Raw genomic sequence first — 16,098 nt, forward strand, 5'->3', positions numbered from 1 at the left:
ACCCGGAAGCTAAGACCCACCGCGCCGATGGTACTGCACTCGGGAGGGTGTGGGAGAGTAGGTCACCGCCGGACAACACGTCCCGGAACCCCTGAACAGTCCTGTTCAGGGGTTCCGATGTTTAACGGCCACATTCAAAAACGCCGCAGGGCCGGTCCGAAAATTGGCGCACGGCTCTTCGTCGGCCTCGGAGTTATCCACACAATGTGGATACGTCTCAGCAATCCACAGCTTGTGGATAACCTTGTGCATCTCCTGGATGCTTGCTTGCGCGGCCGGGCAGGGTCCCCGATGCGGTCGTTGGCGCTTCGGGAAAACACCGACGCTGCGCCGATTGCGTTTCACCGCTGGAGTAACCGACGAAAATGATCTCAAATTCTTACTTCACACGCGTACAGTGAATCGTTGAGACGTGGAACACGATGCGTATGCCCTTGCGCTTCCCGCGGCGTCGACGCGAGCCGGCCCGCGATGACAGAAGCGGACACGGCGTGCGCGCGGATGAATGGATAGGACAAACATGAGCACCGATTCGTCAGTTGCAACCAACGCCGCGAAGCCGACGGCAAGCGCCAACTACCGTGACAACAGCGTCCGGCCGCAGGACGACCTGTATCGGCACGCCAACGGTGCCTGGCTCACCACTGCAGAGATACCGGCGGATCAAGGCAGCTACGGCTCCTTCATGGCGCTGCGCGACGATTCCGAGGCAGCCGTGCGGGTCATCATCGAGGCCGCCCAGGAGAGCCTGCGCGGAGCCGACGGAACCGTGGACACACGCAAGGAACGTATCGCAAACCTCTATGAGAGCTTTATGGATGAAGAGCGAATCGAAGCCAGCGGCGTTGAACCCATCCGCTCCGATCTGGCAGCCATCTACGCCACCACGACCATTGGTGAACTGATCAGCCTCAGCGGATCGTTCTACCGCCGTGGCGTTTCCGGATTCATCCAGGCCGGTGCCAGCTCCGATGCCGGATCACCTGAACGAAACCTGTTGACCCTGATCCAGGGCGGACTGGGGCTTCCTGACGAGTCCTACTACCGTGAAGAGCAGTTCGCCGAGCTGCTGGGCGAGTACCAGGAGCACCTCGGCCGTTTGCTCGCACTCGGGGAACTGACCGACACCGAGGCTGCGGCGCGGGATGTGGTCGCGTTGGAAAGCGCGTTGGCATCCCACCACTGGGACCGGGTCAAATGTCGCGATGCGCAGGCCCGCTACAACCTCATGACCGCATCGACGTTGCTCGAGCACGTTCCTTCCCTCACCGGGTGGCTTGCCGGGGCCGGCATCGAGGAGAAGTACTTCGCCGAGGTCGACGTCTGGCAGCCAAGCTACCTCAAGGGACTCGAGCAGGTGCTGTACAGTGAGCCGCTGGCTTCATGGCAGCACTGGCTGGCAGTGCAGCTCATCCGCTCGAACGCACCCTACCTGTCCAGCGCATTTGTCAACGAGAATTTCTCCTTCTACTCCGCAAAGCTTTCCGGGGTCCAGGAGCTGCGCGAGCGCTGGAAGCGTGGAGTGGCGTTCACCGAGGGCGCGGTAGGCGAAGACATCGGCCAGCTCTACGTTGCCGAGCATTTCCCGCAGCGCAGCAAGGACGAGATGGACGCATTGGTCGCCAACCTCATCGGCGCCTACCGCCAGTCCATCGGTGAGCTGGAGTGGATGAGCCCGGACACCAAGGACAGGGCCTTGGAAAAGCTGTCCATGTTCCGCCCCAAGATCGGCTACCCGAACGAATGGATCGACTACTCCGCCATTTCCACCGTGGCAGACAATGTCATTTCCAATATCGCCGCGGCAAATGAATTCGAATTCCTGCGGGAATTGAAGAAGATCGACGACGGTGTGGACCGGGAGCTTTGGTTCATGTTCCCGCAAACGGTCAACGCCTACTACCACCCATTGCTGAACGAAATTGCGTTCCCTGCGGCAATCCTGCGCTCGCCCTTCTTCGACGCCGACCGTGACGCCGCATCCAACTACGGTGCCATCGGTGCAGTGATCGGACACGAGATCGGGCACGGCTTCGATGACCAAGGCTCCCAGTTTGATGGCACCGGCGAGCTGAGGAACTGGTGGACCGACGATGACCGTTCCGCCTTTGAAAAGCTCACCGGCAAGCTCGTTGACCAATACGATGCCCTGGTGCCCCCGGAGGCGCCGGAGCACCACGTCAACGGAAAGCTCACCCTCGGCGAGAACATCGGCGACCTGGGCGGCCTGGGCATCGCCTACACCGCCTATAAGCTGGATCTGGCGGCCCGGGGTGTGGAATCCGATGAGATGATCGACGGGCTGAACGGCGACCAGCGGTTCTTCTATTCATGGGCCGAGTGCTGGCGCACGCTGACCCGTCCGGAGACCATGGTCACCCGCATCACCACCGATCCGCACTCACCCGGAGAGTTCCGCTGCAACCAGGTGCCCAAGAACATGGATGCGTTCCATGAGGCCTTTGGCACCAAGCCCGGTGACGGTATGTGGCTGGCGCCTGAGGACCGCGTCAAGATCTGGTAACCGCCGATGCTTCTGCCTCCCCTGCCCTTCGGGCGCGGGGGAGGCAAAGCATTTTTACATGGGGCTACGACCTCGTGAAATAGTCGCCGATGTCGTCGAGCAAGGCCTTGAACGCGACCGGAACGGAACCGTGGATGCCCTTGGGTGTTTCAAGGTACGTGGATCCCGGCACGACCTCATGCAGTTTGCGCGCCGTCGATCGAAAATACTCTGCGCTTTTGGCACCGGCCATGAAATGAGTGTTGGGCGGAAGAGCCGCAAAGCTGCTTGCGGGTTGCGACTCTTCAAGGGCGGCCCGAAGCTCGCCCACCCCGCTGGGCAGCATCGTGCGGGCAAGTTTTCCGGCCTTGGTGCGTGAGGTCGCGGCGAGCAACGCCGCAAGGATGGGCTCGGGAACCTTGCTCAGCGTCGGGGAGAACTTCATGCCACGTTGCATGCGCGCGAGTGCGCGACTGTTCCTTCCTGCCTCCACGTCCTTGGAAAACGACTCCAGCCACCCGGTATCGATCGAACCATCGAGGTTGATGGCCGGATCATAGACGGCCAGGCGCCGCGGCACCAGATCGGGGCAGTGGTGGACGACGGGATCCAGGAAGTTCCGTACTGCGTTGAGAACCACCGAGCCGCCCAGGGAATGCCCAAAGAGGTTTTGCGCCCCGGTGTGCCCCAGCATGAGGGCCACATCGGCGATCTCGGTGTCCATTGAATAGTCGGCGGGCTGCTCGGTGGAATTGCCGCGCCCACGGCGGTCGTAGACGTCCACCGTCCAGTCCTCACCCAAGCGGGCACTGAGGGCCGCGGCGAACGGCCGGTAGATCAGTGCGGTCAGGAACGCTCCCCCCACCACCAGGATCCGGCGGTGCCCCGGAGCGTGCGGGTTGCCATATGAATACAGCGCCAGGGATCCGCCGTCAGGTGTTTGCAGAATACTTTCTTCCATGATCACTCCATCCTATTCCGGGCACGAAAAAGACCTTAGGGTGTTGCTCCACACCTCTCAGCCCGCGCGCAGAATATTCGGACTAGAATTGGATATTGTGACTGCCGAAAAAACTGCCCCAGTAGCCAACGCCACCGAGACCAACGACCAGCGCCAGGTGCGTATGGACAAGCGCGCCGCTTTGTTGGCCCGTGGAGAAGAAGCCTATCCAGTGGGCGTCGCACGGACTCACTCGCTGCATGCGATCCGCGAACAATTCCCGGACCTCGCCCCTGACACCGCCACGGGCGTCCAGGTTGGCATCGTGGGACGTATCGTCTTCATGCGCAACACCGGCAAGCTGTGCTTCGCCACCTTGCAGGAAGGCGGCCCCGAAGGTGCCGGCACCAGGCTCCAGGCCATGCTGTCTCTCGCCAACGTGGGAGAGGATCGACTGGCCGACTGGAAGGCCCTTGTCGACCTGGGGGACCACGTCCTGATCACCGGTGAAGTCATCGCCTCGCGCCGTGGCGAACTTTCGGTCATGGCCAGCGATTGGCAGATGGCATCCAAGGCGCTGCGCCCGCTGCCGGTGTTGCACGCTGACCTGAACGAGGAAACCCGAGTCCGCCAGCGCTACGCCGATTTGATCGTGCGTGACGAGGCTCGGGAGATGGTCTACAAGCGCGCGGCGATCACGCGTGCGGTGCGAGACACCCTGCATGCGCGTGACTACGTCGAGGTTGAGACGCCGATGCTTCAGCTGATTCACGGTGGCGCCTCGGCCCGTCCATTCGAGACGCATTTGAATGCGTTTAACCAGCCAATGACGCTGCGTATTGCCACCGAACTTTTCCTCAAGCGTGCGGTCGTCGGCGGCATTGACCGAGTCTTTGAATTGGGGCGGATCTTCCGCAACGAAGGCGTGGATTCCACACACTCCCCGGAGTTCACCACCCTGGAATCATATGAGGCATATGCCGATCAATTCGTGATGGCCGACCGCATCAAGGAGATCATCCTCAATGCCGCCGACGCCGTCGGCGCCGGCCGCCAAATCGAAACGTCAAAGGGCACCATAAACCTTGATGGCGAATGGGCTTGGCTGGGTGTATATCCCGGGCTTTCCCAAGGTGTCGGCCAGGAAATCACGCCCAAAACGGATGCGGAAACCCTGCGCGCAGTTGCTGAAAAGCACGGCGTAAAGGTCGATCCAAAATGGGAAGCCGAAAAACTGGTCATTGAATTGTTCGGTGAAATCGTTGAACCGACTCTCATCAACCCCACCTTTGTTTACGACTACCCACCGGCTGCGCAGCCGTTGGCCCGTCCGCACCGCAGCGAGCCGGGAATCATTGAAGCCTGGGACCTGATCATTGGCGGGATGGAGCGCGGAACCGCGTTCTCCGAGCTGATCGACCCCGTGATCCAGCGCGAACGCCTGACTGCGCAGTCTCTCATGGCCGCCGGCGGCGATGACGAGGCCATGCAGCTGGACGAGGACTTCCTGCGCGCGCTTGAATACGGCGCCCCGCCTATGGGTGGCATTGGTCTGGGCATTGACCGACTGGTCATGCTCTTCGCCGACACCGGAATCCGAGAAACCATCCTCTTCCCACTGCTCAAGCCGGAGGCTTAATATGCCGTATATCGAGGCCCTTGTTCCGACAATTGTTGTTGCGCTGGTCTTTTGGTTTGTCATGCGTGCGGTATCCAATGTGGATCGCACCGAACGTGCTGCGGAAGCCGAAGTGGACCAGCAAATTAAATTAGCCGCGCAGCGCGAGGACAACAAAAGCCCGAAAGCTGATAATTAGCCTAATATCTGAATTCCCACTTGCTGGATGATCCATAGTTGTGATTATGATATGGGTACACGCAAGGGCACAAACCGTTAATGTGTTCATGCGAATTCCCACCACGGCAAGGAGAAGCAAATGGCACGTAAGGTCCAAATTGCATTGATTGATGATATCGATGGTTCCGAGGCAAGCGAATCCATCGTATTCGGCATCGGCGGACAGCACTACGAAATCGACCTCAACGAGGAAAATGCAGAGGCGTTCCGCGAGGCTTTCAAGCCTTACATCAAGGTCGCGCGCACCTCGAAGCAGTTCACCCCGAAGGAAGCTCCGGCCATTCGCGCTTGGGCCAAGGAGAACAACGTCAAGGTCAACGCCCGTGGACGCTTGCAGGCCGATGTCATCGCCGCCTACCACGCTGCTCAGGCAAAAAAGTCTCGCTCCAAATCCAAGTAGAACTTTCGACGCCTGATACTTCTGGTGAGCCCGCGGGCTCCCGGCCGCTGTGGGGATAAGGAATTAACGCTGGGGGATCGGATCCATTGAATGGATCCGGTCCCCCTCGTCGATTAATCCGAAGAAGAACGCCGAGGGTGAACAATGTTATCCCTTGGGCGAACATCCAACACGAGCACTAATTTGATGCGTAGCATCGAAATACGTGTTAGCTAGGAGTGTGCCGCATGTTTGAGAGATTTACCGACCGTGCCCGTCGCGTTGTCGTGCTTGCCCAAGAAGAGGCGCGCATGCTCAACCACAACTACATCGGAACCGAGCACGTATTGCTCGGCCTCATTCATGAAGGCGAGGGAGTAGCGGCCAAGGCCCTTGAGTCGCTGAACATCTCCCTTGGCGCCGTGCGTGAGCAGGTCCAAGAGATTATCGGACAGGGGCAGCAGGCACCTTCCGGGCATATCCCCTTCACGCCGCGCGCCAAGAAGGTTCTGGAACTCTCTCTGCGCGAGGCGCTGCAGCTGGGCCACAACTACATTGGCACCGAGCACATCCTGCTTGGCCTGATCCGCGAGGGCGAGGGCGTTGCAGCCCAGGTCCTCGTGAAGCTCGGCGCGGACCTGTCCCGCGTGCGCCAGCAGGTCATCCAACTGCTCTCCGGTTACCAGGGCGGCAAGGAAACCGCAGGTGCCGGCGTCAGCTCCGGTGGACAGAGCGAAGGCACCCCGGCCGGTTCGGCGGTGCTCGACCAGTTCGGCCGCAACCTTACGTCCGCAGCCCGCGAAGGCAAGCTCGACCCGGTCATTGGCCGCGAATTCGAGATGGAACGCGTCATGCAGGTCCTCTCGCGCCGCACCAAGAACAACCCCGTGCTCATCGGCGAACCGGGTGTCGGCAAGACCGCCGTCGTCGAGGGCCTTGCCCAGGCGATCGTGCGTGGGGATGTCCCGGAAACCATCAAGGACAAGCAGCTCTACACTCTTGACCTTGGTTCGCTGGTTGCCGGTTCGCGCTACCGCGGTGACTTCGAGGAACGCCTGAAGAAGGTCCTCAAGGAAATCCGCACCCGCGGCGACATCATCCTCTTCATCGACGAAATCCACACCCTTGTCGGTGCAGGAGCGGCAGAGGGCGCCATCGACGCGGCCTCCATCCTCAAGCCGATGCTTGCCCGTGGTGAACTTCAGACCATCGGCGCCACCACGCTTGACGAGTACCGCAAGCACATCGAGAAGGATGCCGCCCTCGAGCGACGTTTCCAGCCGATCCAGGTCAAGGAACCGTCGGTGGAGCACACCACGCAGATCCTGCGTGGGCTGCGTGACCGCTACGAGGCGCACCACCGCGTCTCCATCACGGACGGCGCCCTGGTGGCCGCCGCCGAGCTGGCGCACCGCTACATCTCCGACCGCTTCCTTCCCGACAAGGCCATCGACCTGATCGATGAGGCCGGAGCGCGCCTGCGCATCCGCCGCATGACCGCCCCTCCGGCGCTCAAGCTGATGGACGAGGAAATCTCCACGGTGCGCCTGGAAAAGGAAGCCGCCATCGACGCGCAGGACTTCGAGGGTGCCGCCTCCTTGCGCGACAAGGAAGGCAAGCTCCAGGAAGCCCGCGCGGAGAAGGAAAAGGCCTGGAAGAACGGCGAGCTCGACGAGATCGCCGAGGTCGATGCCGACCTGATCGCCGAGGTCCTGGCCAACTCCACCGGCATCCCGGTGGTCAAGCTGACCGAGGAAGAGTCCACGCGACTGCTGAACATGGAAGATGAGCTGCACAAGCGGGTCATCGGCCAGGACGAGGCAATCAAGGCCATTTCGCAGGCCATCCGCCGCACCCGTGCTGGGCTGAAGGACCCGAACCGCCCCGGCGGCTCGTTCATCTTCGCCGGTCCCACCGGCGTCGGCAAGACCGAGCTGGCCAAGGCGCTCGCGGAATTCCTCTTCGGTGAGGAAGACGCACTGATCACCCTGGACATGTCCGAGTACTCGGAAAAGCACACGGTCTCGCGCCTCTTCGGTGCCCCTCCGGGCTACGTCGGTTACGAGGAAGGCGGCCAGCTCACCGAGAAGGTACGCCGCCGCCCGTTCTCCGTCGTGCTCTTCGACGAGGTCGAAAAGGCCCACGCGGACCTGTTCAACTCGTTGCTGCAGATCCTGGAAGATGGCCGCCTGACAGACTCCCAGGGCCGCGTGGTGGACTTCAAGAACACCGTGATCATCATGACCACGAACCTTGGCACGCGCGACATCTCCAAGGGTGTGATGACCGGTTTCCAGTCGTCCTCCGACACCAAGACCGGCTACAACCGGATGCAGGCCAAGGTCCAGGAAGAGCTGCGCCAGCACTTCCGCCCCGAGTTCCTGAACCGTGTCGATGACGTTGTGGTCTTCCCGCAGCTGACCCAGGACGAGATCGTGGAGATCGTGGACCTGTTCCTCGGCCGCCTGAAGAAGCGCCTGGTCGACCGGAACATGACCATCGAGCTGTCCCAGGCAGCCCGCGTCCTGCTGGCGACCCGCGGCTACGACCCGGCCATGGGCGCCCGCCCGCTGCGCCGCACCATGCAGCGGGACATCGAGGACCAGCTTTCGGAGAAGATCCTCTTCGGCGAGCTGGTCTCCGGACAGCACATCAAGGTCGACGTCGAGGGCGAGGGCGACGACGCGACGTTCACCTTCCACGGCGAAGGCGGAACCCCGCAGATCGAGGGCGAGTCCGCACCGGTCGCCATCGAGGGCTAATCGGCAACAAGTAAACGACGCCCGGTGCCGGCATCCCCACGGATGCCGGCACCGGGCGTTTGTGCGCCCGGCCGCCTCGGGCCCGGCTACACAATTCACGGTGGGCGCCCGCGCCGGGCATAGGATACAAAGATGGAATCCTTTACCGTCAGGCGTGCGAAGACCAGCGATGTGAAAAGCATCCGCGACCTTGTCAGGCCGCTGGCCGAGGAGCGCGTGCTGCTGGAAAAGGAAGCCGTCGCCTACTACGAGAACCTGCAGGAATTCATCGTGGCCGAGGATGCCGAAGGCAATGTCATCGGCTGCGGCGGACTGCACGTCATGTGGGAAGACATCGCCGAGGTCCGCACGCTGGCCACGGACTCGGCCTGGCGCGGCCACGGCGTGGGGCACCGGCTGCTGGCGAAGCTGCTCGACGAGGCACGCGAGCTGGGCGTCTCACGGGTCTTCTGCCTGACCTTCGAGGTCGACTTCTTCCTGCGCAACGGGTTCACGGTGATGGCCGAGCAAAGCGCCGTCGACCCGGAGGTCTACTCCGAGCTGCTGCGTTCCACCGACGAGGGCGTGGCCGAATTCCTGGACCTCGCGCGGGTCAAGCCCAATACGCTGGGCAACACCCGGATGATCACCCACGTCTAGCCCGCGCGGCACGGCGGGCTCCCGGTTCCTAGTGCGGCAGGCTGATGCCGTCGGGGGAGTGCTGTGCCAGGCCGTCGGCCAATAGCGAGGCCAGGACGCGTTCGCTTTGTTCCGCGGGCGCGTCAAGCGCATGTAGGGTCACCCAAGCCTCGTGCGCCGCATCTCCCTGTCGGGCGGAAACGGCGATCCTCGGTTCGCCTGCCGCGACGGCCAGATCGGGCGCCCCCAGCAGGTCGCCGCGGGGAACCGGGGCGGCGGAATGGCGCAGCACCGCCATCATGGCCCCGCGCAACTGCCTGTCGGTCCCGTGCCACGGCTGGCCCTTGGGCTTGTAGTGAGGTTCGGGGCGCCCGGCGGCGATCCAGGCGCACTGGTTGACGACGGGGCAGTCCTCGCAGCGCGGGGAGCGTGCGGTGCACACCAGCGCACCGAGTTCCATCACCGCGATGTTCCAGTCGTTGGCCAGCGCCGTGCCGGCGTTGTCGCCCTCCCCGGCGGCGGGCAGCAGCCGCGCGGCCAGCGCCAGTTCCGCGGCGTTCTGGTTTTGTTCGGGCAGCGCCCTGCCTCTGATGAGCCGGGCATGGACGCGGCGGATGTTGGTGTCCACCACCACCGTGGGGACCTTGAAGGCGAAGCAGGCGATGGCCGCGGCCGTGTAGGTTCCGACTCCCGGCAGCGCGAGCAATTCGGCCTCGGTCCCCGGGACCTTCCCGCCATGCACGTCGGTGATGACCACGGCGGCCGCGTGCAGGCGCAGGGCCCGGCGCGGATACCCCAGGCGCCCCCAGGCCCGCACCGCTTCGGCGACCGGCTCGGCCGCCAGCGCCGCGGGGGTGGGCCACCGCTCCATCCACGCCTCCCAGACCGGACGCACCCGCACCACCGGGGTCTGCTGCAGCATGAACTCGGAGACCATCACCGCCCAGGGGTCGGCCGCGGCACCGCGCCACGGCAGCTCGCGTGCGTTCGCGGCGTACCACGCGGTGACGTCGTGGTGGATCTTCTCCAGGTCGGGGTGGGGCACGGTGGGGGCGGTCCTTTGTGTTTCGGGGCAAATGCTGGCGATATCACTCTAGCTGGCGGCGTGGGAGTCGACCGCGGAACCCTTGGCTTCGTAGCCTTGAGGTATGGCACAAAAGCAGGTCCGTTCAACCCGTCCCTCCGCACGGGTCTATCGGCGTCGTCGACTCGCGGTGCTCATCATGGTGCTCGTTCTCGTCGGGCTCTTGACGTGGGCGGGATTCGGCATCGCCTCGCTGCTGCGTCCCTCCGTCCCGGAGGCGGCGCCGGCGCCGGTGGCAAGCCAGACGGGCACCGGATCCCCGCAGGCATCCGCGGATCCTTCCGCGCAGGCGTCCGCCGAACCCGCCGAATGCGTCGAGGGCGATGTGGTCGTCACCGCGTCCACTGCCCAGGCCACCCACGGGCCGGCGGACAACCCGGTGCTGGTGATGACCATCAAGAACGCGGGAAGCACCGAATGCATGGTCAACGTGGGCACCAGCCAGCAGGATTTCTCCGTCATGAGCGGCGCCGACCGGATCTTCTCCACCTCGGACTGCGTGGAGGACCCCACCGACACCGAGATCATGGTCAAGCCGGGCGCCAGTGAAACCGCCCGCTTCACCTGGACCCGGGTGCGCAGCGCGCCGGGCTGCAAGTTCGTGGCGGCCAAGCCGCGTCCGGGAACCTACGGCTTCACCGCGAAGCTGGGGGACGTGAGCAGCGAGACCGCACGCTTCGAGCTGCGGTAGCTTCCTGCGTCCGGAGGCGGGCAGGCGGTCTCTAGAGGAAGCGGTCGAGCAGGGAGGTTTCGGCGACGCGGGAGAGGCCCTCGCGCACGGTGCGGGCGCGTTGCTCGCCGATCCCGTCCACCGCCATCAGGTCCTCGATGTTGGCGGCCATCAGGCGCTGCAGGCCGCCGAAGTTGTTGACCAGCCTGTCGGCCACGGCCCGGGGGACGGACTTGATGCCGGCCAGCAGCCGGTGGCCCTTGGGCGTGATCACCGCCTCGAGTGAATCGATGCCGGGGCTGATGCCCAGGATGGCGGCGAACTTGCCGAGGTCGATCAGGTCGGTGGAATCGAGGTTCTGCAATTTCTTCAGCGCCGCCTCGATGTCCAGCTCCTCGCCGCCCAGCGTGGAGTAGTCCTTCAGCAGCAGGTCGGCGCCGGGGCCCAGCCCGGCGGAGAGCTCGTCGAGCTGCAGCGCCAGCAGCCGCCCGTCGGCCCCCAGCTCGAGCACGTACTGGGCGATCTCCTCGGAAATGCGCCTGACCATTTCCTGGCGCTGCAGCACCGCAGCGACGTCGCGGACCGTGACAACCGCCTCGATCTCCGCCGCGGAGAGGGCGCTGGTGACCTGGTCGAGGCGCGAACGGTAGCGTTCCAGGGTTGCCAGGGCCTGGTTTCCGCGGGCCAGCACCGGCTCGGAGCCCTCGAGCAGGTAGCGGATGCCCTGGACGTACAGCGCGATGATGTGCATCGACTGCGAGACCGAGACGACCGGGAAGCCGGTCTGGATGGCGACGCGTTCGGCGGTGCGGTGGCGCGTGCCCGATTCCTGGGTGGGGATGGCGTGGTCGGGGACCAGCTGCACCCCGGCGCGCAGGATGTTGGAACCGTCCCTGTCGCAGACGATGGCCCCGTCCATCTTGGCCAGTTCGCGCAGCCGCGTGGGGGAGAAGGCGATGTTGATGTCGAAGCCGCCGGAGCAGATCGAGTCGACCACCCTGTCGTGTCCCAGCACGATCAGCGCACCGGTGCGGCCGCGCAGGATGCGTTCCAGACCGTCGCGCAGCTCCGTTCCGGGTGCAACACGGGCCAGGGTGGTGCGCAGCGCATCTTCGGGGCTCTTCGACATGGGCGAGTTCCTTCCAAGGGGTGACTACTACCCATGGTATTGCCCAGGCGGGTGCCGCCGGCCCGGAAATGCGCTCCGTAGCGGGAGTTCGGCATCCTTTGTTACCGAAAGAACAGGGATTACCCGGTTTTGACGCGTTGCTCGAAGGCGATGTCCAGTGCCTCGTGCACCGAGGAAACCGTGAAGACGCGGATCGAGTCGGGGATGTTCTTCGGCGGCTGCGGGGATGCGGGCACCATGGCGTAGCGGAAGCCGAGGCGTTCGGCCTCGATGATCCGGCGCCCGATCTCCGGCACGGGGCGCACCTCGCCGGCCAGCCCGACCTCGCCGAAGGCCACGAACTGCGGCGGCAGCGGGTGGTTGTGCATGGAGGAGGCAAGTGCCAGGGCGGTGGCCAGGTCGGTGGCCGGTTCGCTGAGCTTCACCCCGCCCACGGTGGCCACGTAGGAATCCAGTCCGCCCAGTTCCATCCGCGCCCGGGACTGGAGCACCGCCAGGATCATCTGGGTGCGCGCGGCATCCAGGCCGCTGGTGGCCCGGCGCGGGATGGCGCTGGCGGCGCGCGAGAGCAGGGTCTGCACCTCGGCGACCAGCGGGCGCCTGCCCTCGAGGGTCACGGTGATGCAGGTGCCGGGCACCGGGTCCTTGGTGCGGGTGACGAAGAGCCCCGAGGGGTCGGCCAGGCCCTCGATGCCGCCCTCGGTCAAATCGAAGCAGCCGACCTCGTCGGTGGGGCCGTAGCGGTTTTTCAGCGCGCGCAGCAGGCGCAGGCGGGAGTGGCGCTCGCCGTCGAACTGGCACACCACGTCCACCAGGTGCTCGAGCAGCCGGGGCCCGGCGATCGAGCCGTCCTTGGTGACGTGTCCGACCAGGATGGTGGTCATGTTCCGGCGCTTGGCGGCGTTGATCAGGGAGGCGGCGACCTCGCGGACCTGCGAGATGCCGCCGGCGGTCCCGTCGACCTCGCTCGAGGCCAGAGTCTGCACGGAGTCGATGATCAGCAGTTCCGGCTCGATCTTTTCCACCTGGCCCAGGGCTATGCCCAGGTCGGTCTCGGCGGTGAGGTAGAGCGTCTGCGCCATCGCGTCGATGCGTTCGGCGCGGACCTTGACCTGGGCGGCGGATTCCTCGCCGGTGATGTACAGGACCTTGCGGTCGGTGCGCGCGGCGCGGGCCGCGACGTCCAGCAGCAGCGTGGACTTGCCGACCCCGGGCTCCCCGGCCAGCAGGATGACGGCGCCGGGCACCAGCCCGCCGCCGAGCACCCGGTCGAGTTCCTCCACGCCGGAGGGGCGATAGGACGCGGCGGTCGCGTCGACCTCCCCGATGGGCTGGGCGGGGACGGCAATGCTGGAGGCGGCGGTGGTCTTCGCCGTGACGGCGCCCATTTCCTCCACGGTGCCCCAGGCCTGGCATTCGCCGCAGCGCCCCACCCACTTGACGGCGCTCCACCCGCATTCCGCGCAGCGGTAAGCGGGGGTGGATTTGGTGCGGGTGCTCTTTGCCATGTCTTCGATGCTAGCGCCCGGCACCCCCGCTTTGGGTCCGCGGCGGCGGGTTACGCTACAGGCGCGGCAGCAGGGCCACGGCTTCCTCGTGGCTGGTGCCGGTGGCCTCGAGCAGGTCAACGACCAACGGGCGCAGCAGCAGCACCATTCCTTCGCCCTGCAGGCCGCTGACCTGCAGGGTCGTGGGATCCAGCCGGGCCGCGCATTCGGCAAGCTCGCGCCGGGCGCGCCCCACCGCTTTCCGGTATCCGGATTCCTTGGTCTCGAGCACCGCGTAGCCCAAGGCGTTGACCGCCTCGGCGAGTTCCGTCAACAGGCTCGCCACGGACTCGACCCCGTGGTCGGTCAGGGCACCGTGGGTGATCACGGTGGTCAGCCGCCGGGCCAGGACCCGGGAGTTGCGCACCGCCAGGTCGGTCTTTTCCGCCGCGACCTTCAGCCGTTCAAGGTCCGGGCGGTGCCGGCGGTGTGCGGGGGCCAGGGTGGCCACCTCGCGGGCCATGTTCAGCGCCGCGGGCAGGGAGTCCATGAGCTTCTGGGTTCCGCGGGCGCGAACCAGCGCGTGGAACGCCAGGGTGGTGTCCGAGTTGCTCACGGCGCGCCCGCATTCGTGCAGGATGCCGGCGAGCTCGCCCAACAGCTTGCCCAGTTCCGCGATGGGGGTGCGGCGCGGGTCGCGGGGAAAGACCATCATGATCAACAGGCCGCACAGGGAACCGACCACCGCGTCGATGGAACGGCTGAACGGGCCCGCCGCACCGATGGGCAGCAGCACCACCAGCACCGATTGCAGGCCCAGCTGGGTGGAGAAGATGGGGCCGGAATCCAGGAACCTGGCGATCACCAGCGACAGCAGCAGGACCAGGGCAGCCTGCCACAGGCCGCTGCCGAGAAAGGTCAGGAGCAAATCGCCGACGGCCACGCCCAGGGTGCAGCCAATGGCGACTTCCAGGGAGCGGCGCACCGTGGTCTGGGTGCCGAAACCCAGCACCAGCAGCCCGCTGGTCGCGGCAAAAATCGGGTCGACATGCCCCAGGAGTTGCTCGGCAATCCAGTAGGCCAGCACCGCGGAGACGGTCATCTGGATGATCTTGGGGAACGAGGTTCCCACGCGGCGCACGCCAACGCGGTTGCGGCGCATGACGAAGGTCCACGCGCTTCCCGCCGATGATCCGATACCCATGGACAACAGTCTGTCATGGCCCGCGAATACCACTTGCAAGTGTGAATCGTGATGCGAAACACGGGGCCCGGGCGGCCTTGTTCACCTTGCGTTCACCTTCGTCGGAAGTGCTGGTTACTTCCGGGGCCTAGTTTCGTATTGAAGCGATGTGCCTGTGTGCGCATCCTTGGGAAAAACCAGGACGACACGGTTCGTCAACGACAGGCATGTGAAAGAGGATAACTCGTGAAGCTTCATCGCATTGGCAGCGCGGCTGCAGTTCTTACCGTCGCCGCACTGGCCCTGACCGCTTGCGGCTCGGACAGCCCGACCGCCACGGCCGAAACCGGCGCCGCCGGCAACTCGTCCGCAGCAGCAGTCTCCGGCACCCTGACCGGCAGCGGCGCTTCCTCGCAGAAGTCCGCCATGGAAGCCTGGAAGGCCGGCTTCGAGCAGGCCAACGCCGGCACCATGGTCCAGTACTCCCCGGATGGCTCCGGCGCCGGTCGCAAGGCCTTCCTGGCTGGCGGCGCGCAGTTCGCAGGCTCGGATGCCTACCTGAAGGACGAGGAAGTCGAGTCCTCGAAGGAGATCTGCGGTCCGGAGGGCGCGTTCAACGTCCCGGCCTACGTTTCCCCGATCGCCGTTGCCTTCAACCTTCCGGGTGTCGAAACCCTGAACCTTGATGCAGCCACCATCGCGAAGATCTTCAAGCTGGAAATCACCAAGTGGAATGATCCGGCCATCGCCGCGACCAACGAAGGCGTGAGCCTCCCGGACACCGCCATCACCGTGGTGCACCGCAACGACGAGTCGGGCACGACCGAGAACTTTGTCGACTACCTCGCGGCCGCCGCGAAGGACGTCTGGACCTACGACGTCTCCGGCGACTGGCCCAAGGACCTGGCCAGCGAGAACGCCAAGGGCACCTCCGGCGTCGTGGCAACCACCACCGCCACCGAGGGTGCAATCACCTACGCCGACTTCTCCGCCGTCGGCAAGCTCGGCACCGTGAACGTGAAGGTCGGCGACGAGTTCACCGAGATCTCCCCCGAGGCGGCAGCCAAGGGCGTCGAGGCAGCCACCCCGGTCGAAGGCCGCGGCGCGCTGGACATGTCCCTGGACCTGAAGCGCGACACCACCGAATCGGGTTCCTACCCGATCATCCTGGTCTCGTACCACGTGTTCTGCTCCACCTACAAGGACCAGGCCACGGTTGACCTCGTCAAGAGCTTCGGCGAATACGTGCTCTCCGAGGAAGGCCAGAAGCAGGCGGCAGGCTCCGCCGGCAACGCCCCGCTGTCCGCCAAGATGAGCGAAGCCGCCATCAAGGCAATTGACTCGATCAAGGTCGCGTCCTAACTTGCAGTAATGCCTTCCGGGGATATCGATGTCTTGCTTCGATATCCCCGGAAGGCGCAGTAGCATCTGACTTGACCCCCTCCACCATCCCAGCGCGACCGGCCGTTCGATCCCCCAGAGCCG

General features: G+C 64.8%; 13 protein-coding genes. 8 read left to right on the forward strand and 5 right to left on the reverse strand.

Features of this window, described 5'->3' with window-relative positions; translation table 11 throughout:
- Positions 1-520 precede the first annotated feature (520 nt).
- Positions 521-2,524, forward strand: a complete 2,004-nt coding sequence (locus ACIPVK_RS18445; protein ID WP_407613441.1) for a M13 family metallopeptidase — start codon at positions 521-523, stop codon at positions 2,522-2,524.
- A gap of 64 nt (positions 2,525-2,588) precedes the next feature.
- Here ACIPVK_RS18445 and ACIPVK_RS18450 read toward each other — a convergent pair whose 3' ends face one another.
- Positions 2,589-3,464, reverse strand: a complete 876-nt coding sequence (locus tag ACIPVK_RS18450; protein ID WP_407613442.1) for an alpha/beta fold hydrolase — start codon at positions 3,462-3,464, stop codon at positions 2,589-2,591.
- Between the two features lie 97 nt (positions 3,465-3,561).
- On the opposite strand from ACIPVK_RS18450, the gene lysS reads away from it, so the two are divergent.
- The 5 genes from lysS (at position 3,562) to ACIPVK_RS18475 (ending at position 9,081) form a co-directional block, all read left to right on the forward strand.
- The gene (lysS, locus tag ACIPVK_RS18455) at positions 3,562-5,082 is read left to right on the forward strand and encodes a lysine--tRNA ligase (protein WP_407613466.1); all 1,521 of its coding nucleotides are present in this window, start codon (positions 3,562-3,564) and stop codon (positions 5,080-5,082) included.
- 1 nt (position 5,083) lies between these two features.
- Positions 5,084-5,260, forward strand: coding sequence for a hypothetical protein (locus tag ACIPVK_RS18460; RefSeq protein ID WP_407613443.1), 177 nt, complete (start codon positions 5,084-5,086; stop codon positions 5,258-5,260).
- 120 nt (positions 5,261-5,380) lie between these two features.
- Positions 5,381-5,701, forward strand: coding sequence for an Lsr2 family protein (locus tag ACIPVK_RS18465; RefSeq protein WP_407613444.1), 321 nt, complete (start codon positions 5,381-5,383; stop codon positions 5,699-5,701).
- 227 nt (positions 5,702-5,928) lie between these two features.
- Positions 5,929-8,442 carry an ATP-dependent Clp protease ATP-binding subunit gene (locus tag ACIPVK_RS18470; protein WP_407613445.1) on the forward strand — a complete coding sequence of 838 codons (2,514 nt, stop codon included), beginning with the start codon at positions 5,929-5,931 and terminating at the stop codon, positions 8,440-8,442.
- A 132-nt stretch (positions 8,443-8,574) separates the two neighbouring features.
- Entirely contained in the window at positions 8,575-9,081 is a 507-nt protein-coding gene (locus ACIPVK_RS18475) for an amino-acid N-acetyltransferase (RefSeq protein WP_407613446.1), read from the forward strand.
- Positions 9,082-9,109: 28 nt separating this feature from the next.
- Here the strand turns inward: ACIPVK_RS18475 and ACIPVK_RS18480 are convergent, their stop codons facing one another.
- Positions 9,110-10,105 (reverse strand): A/G-specific adenine glycosylase, encoded by a 996-nt coding sequence (locus ACIPVK_RS18480; RefSeq protein WP_407613447.1) that lies wholly within the window; start codon positions 10,103-10,105, stop codon positions 9,110-9,112.
- 103 nt (positions 10,106-10,208) lie between these two features.
- On the opposite strand from ACIPVK_RS18480, the gene ACIPVK_RS18485 reads away from it, so the two are divergent.
- Complete coding sequence (locus tag ACIPVK_RS18485) at positions 10,209-10,835, forward strand: hypothetical protein (protein WP_407613448.1); 627 nt, start codon at positions 10,209-10,211, stop codon at positions 10,833-10,835.
- A gap of 31 nt (positions 10,836-10,866) precedes the next feature.
- Here ACIPVK_RS18485 and disA read toward each other — a convergent pair whose 3' ends face one another.
- From disA to ACIPVK_RS18500, 3 genes are all read right to left on the reverse strand, one after another.
- The gene (gene disA / locus ACIPVK_RS18490) at positions 10,867-11,943 is read right to left on the reverse strand and encodes a DNA integrity scanning diadenylate cyclase DisA (RefSeq protein WP_407613449.1); all 1,077 of its coding nucleotides are present in this window, start codon (positions 11,941-11,943) and stop codon (positions 10,867-10,869) included.
- A 119-nt stretch (positions 11,944-12,062) separates the two neighbouring features.
- On the reverse strand, positions 12,063-13,451 hold the full coding sequence (gene radA, locus ACIPVK_RS18495; protein WP_407613450.1) for a DNA repair protein RadA: 1,389 nt from the start codon (positions 13,449-13,451) through the stop codon (positions 12,063-12,065).
- 55 nt (positions 13,452-13,506) lie between these two features.
- The gene (locus tag ACIPVK_RS18500) at positions 13,507-14,634 is read right to left on the reverse strand and encodes an FUSC family protein (protein WP_407613451.1); all 1,128 of its coding nucleotides are present in this window, start codon (positions 14,632-14,634) and stop codon (positions 13,507-13,509) included.
- Between the two features lie 225 nt (positions 14,635-14,859).
- Here ACIPVK_RS18500 and pstS point away from each other — a divergent pair, with 225 nt between their 5' ends.
- Complete coding sequence (gene pstS, locus ACIPVK_RS18505) at positions 14,860-15,975, forward strand: phosphate ABC transporter substrate-binding protein PstS (RefSeq protein ID WP_407613452.1); 1,116 nt, start codon at positions 14,860-14,862, stop codon at positions 15,973-15,975.
- The last annotated feature ends 123 nt before the right edge of the window (positions 15,976-16,098 follow it).

This window comes from Paeniglutamicibacter sp. MACA_103 (assembly GCF_045798555.1).
GTDB lineage: Bacteria > Actinomycetota > Actinomycetes > Actinomycetales > Micrococcaceae > Paeniglutamicibacter.

Bases quoted from the DNA above. Each gene is read 5' to 3' on its own strand.
- ACIPVK_RS18445 (WP_407613441.1), top strand. From the start codon at position 521: ATGAGCACCGATTCGTCAGTTGCAACCAACGCCGCGAAGCCGACGGCA.
- ACIPVK_RS18450 (WP_407613442.1), bottom strand. From the start codon at position 3,464: ATGGAAGAAAGTATTCTGCAAACACCTGACGGCGGATCCCTGGCGCTG.
- ACIPVK_RS18460 (WP_407613443.1), top strand. From the start codon at position 5,084: ATGCCGTATATCGAGGCCCTTGTTCCGACAATTGTTGTTGCGCTGGTC.
- ACIPVK_RS18465 (WP_407613444.1), top strand. From the start codon at position 5,381: ATGGCACGTAAGGTCCAAATTGCATTGATTGATGATATCGATGGTTCC.
- ACIPVK_RS18470 (WP_407613445.1), top strand. From the start codon at position 5,929: ATGTTTGAGAGATTTACCGACCGTGCCCGTCGCGTTGTCGTGCTTGCC.
- ACIPVK_RS18475 (WP_407613446.1), top strand. From the start codon at position 8,575: ATGGAATCCTTTACCGTCAGGCGTGCGAAGACCAGCGATGTGAAAAGC.
- ACIPVK_RS18485 (WP_407613448.1), top strand. From the start codon at position 10,209: ATGGCACAAAAGCAGGTCCGTTCAACCCGTCCCTCCGCACGGGTCTAT.
- disA (WP_407613449.1), bottom strand. From the start codon at position 11,943: ATGTCGAAGAGCCCCGAAGATGCGCTGCGCACCACCCTGGCCCGTGTT.
- radA (WP_407613450.1), bottom strand. From the start codon at position 13,451: ATGGCAAAGAGCACCCGCACCAAATCCACCCCCGCTTACCGCTGCGCG.
- ACIPVK_RS18500 (WP_407613451.1), bottom strand. From the start codon at position 14,634: ATGGGTATCGGATCATCGGCGGGAAGCGCGTGGACCTTCGTCATGCGC.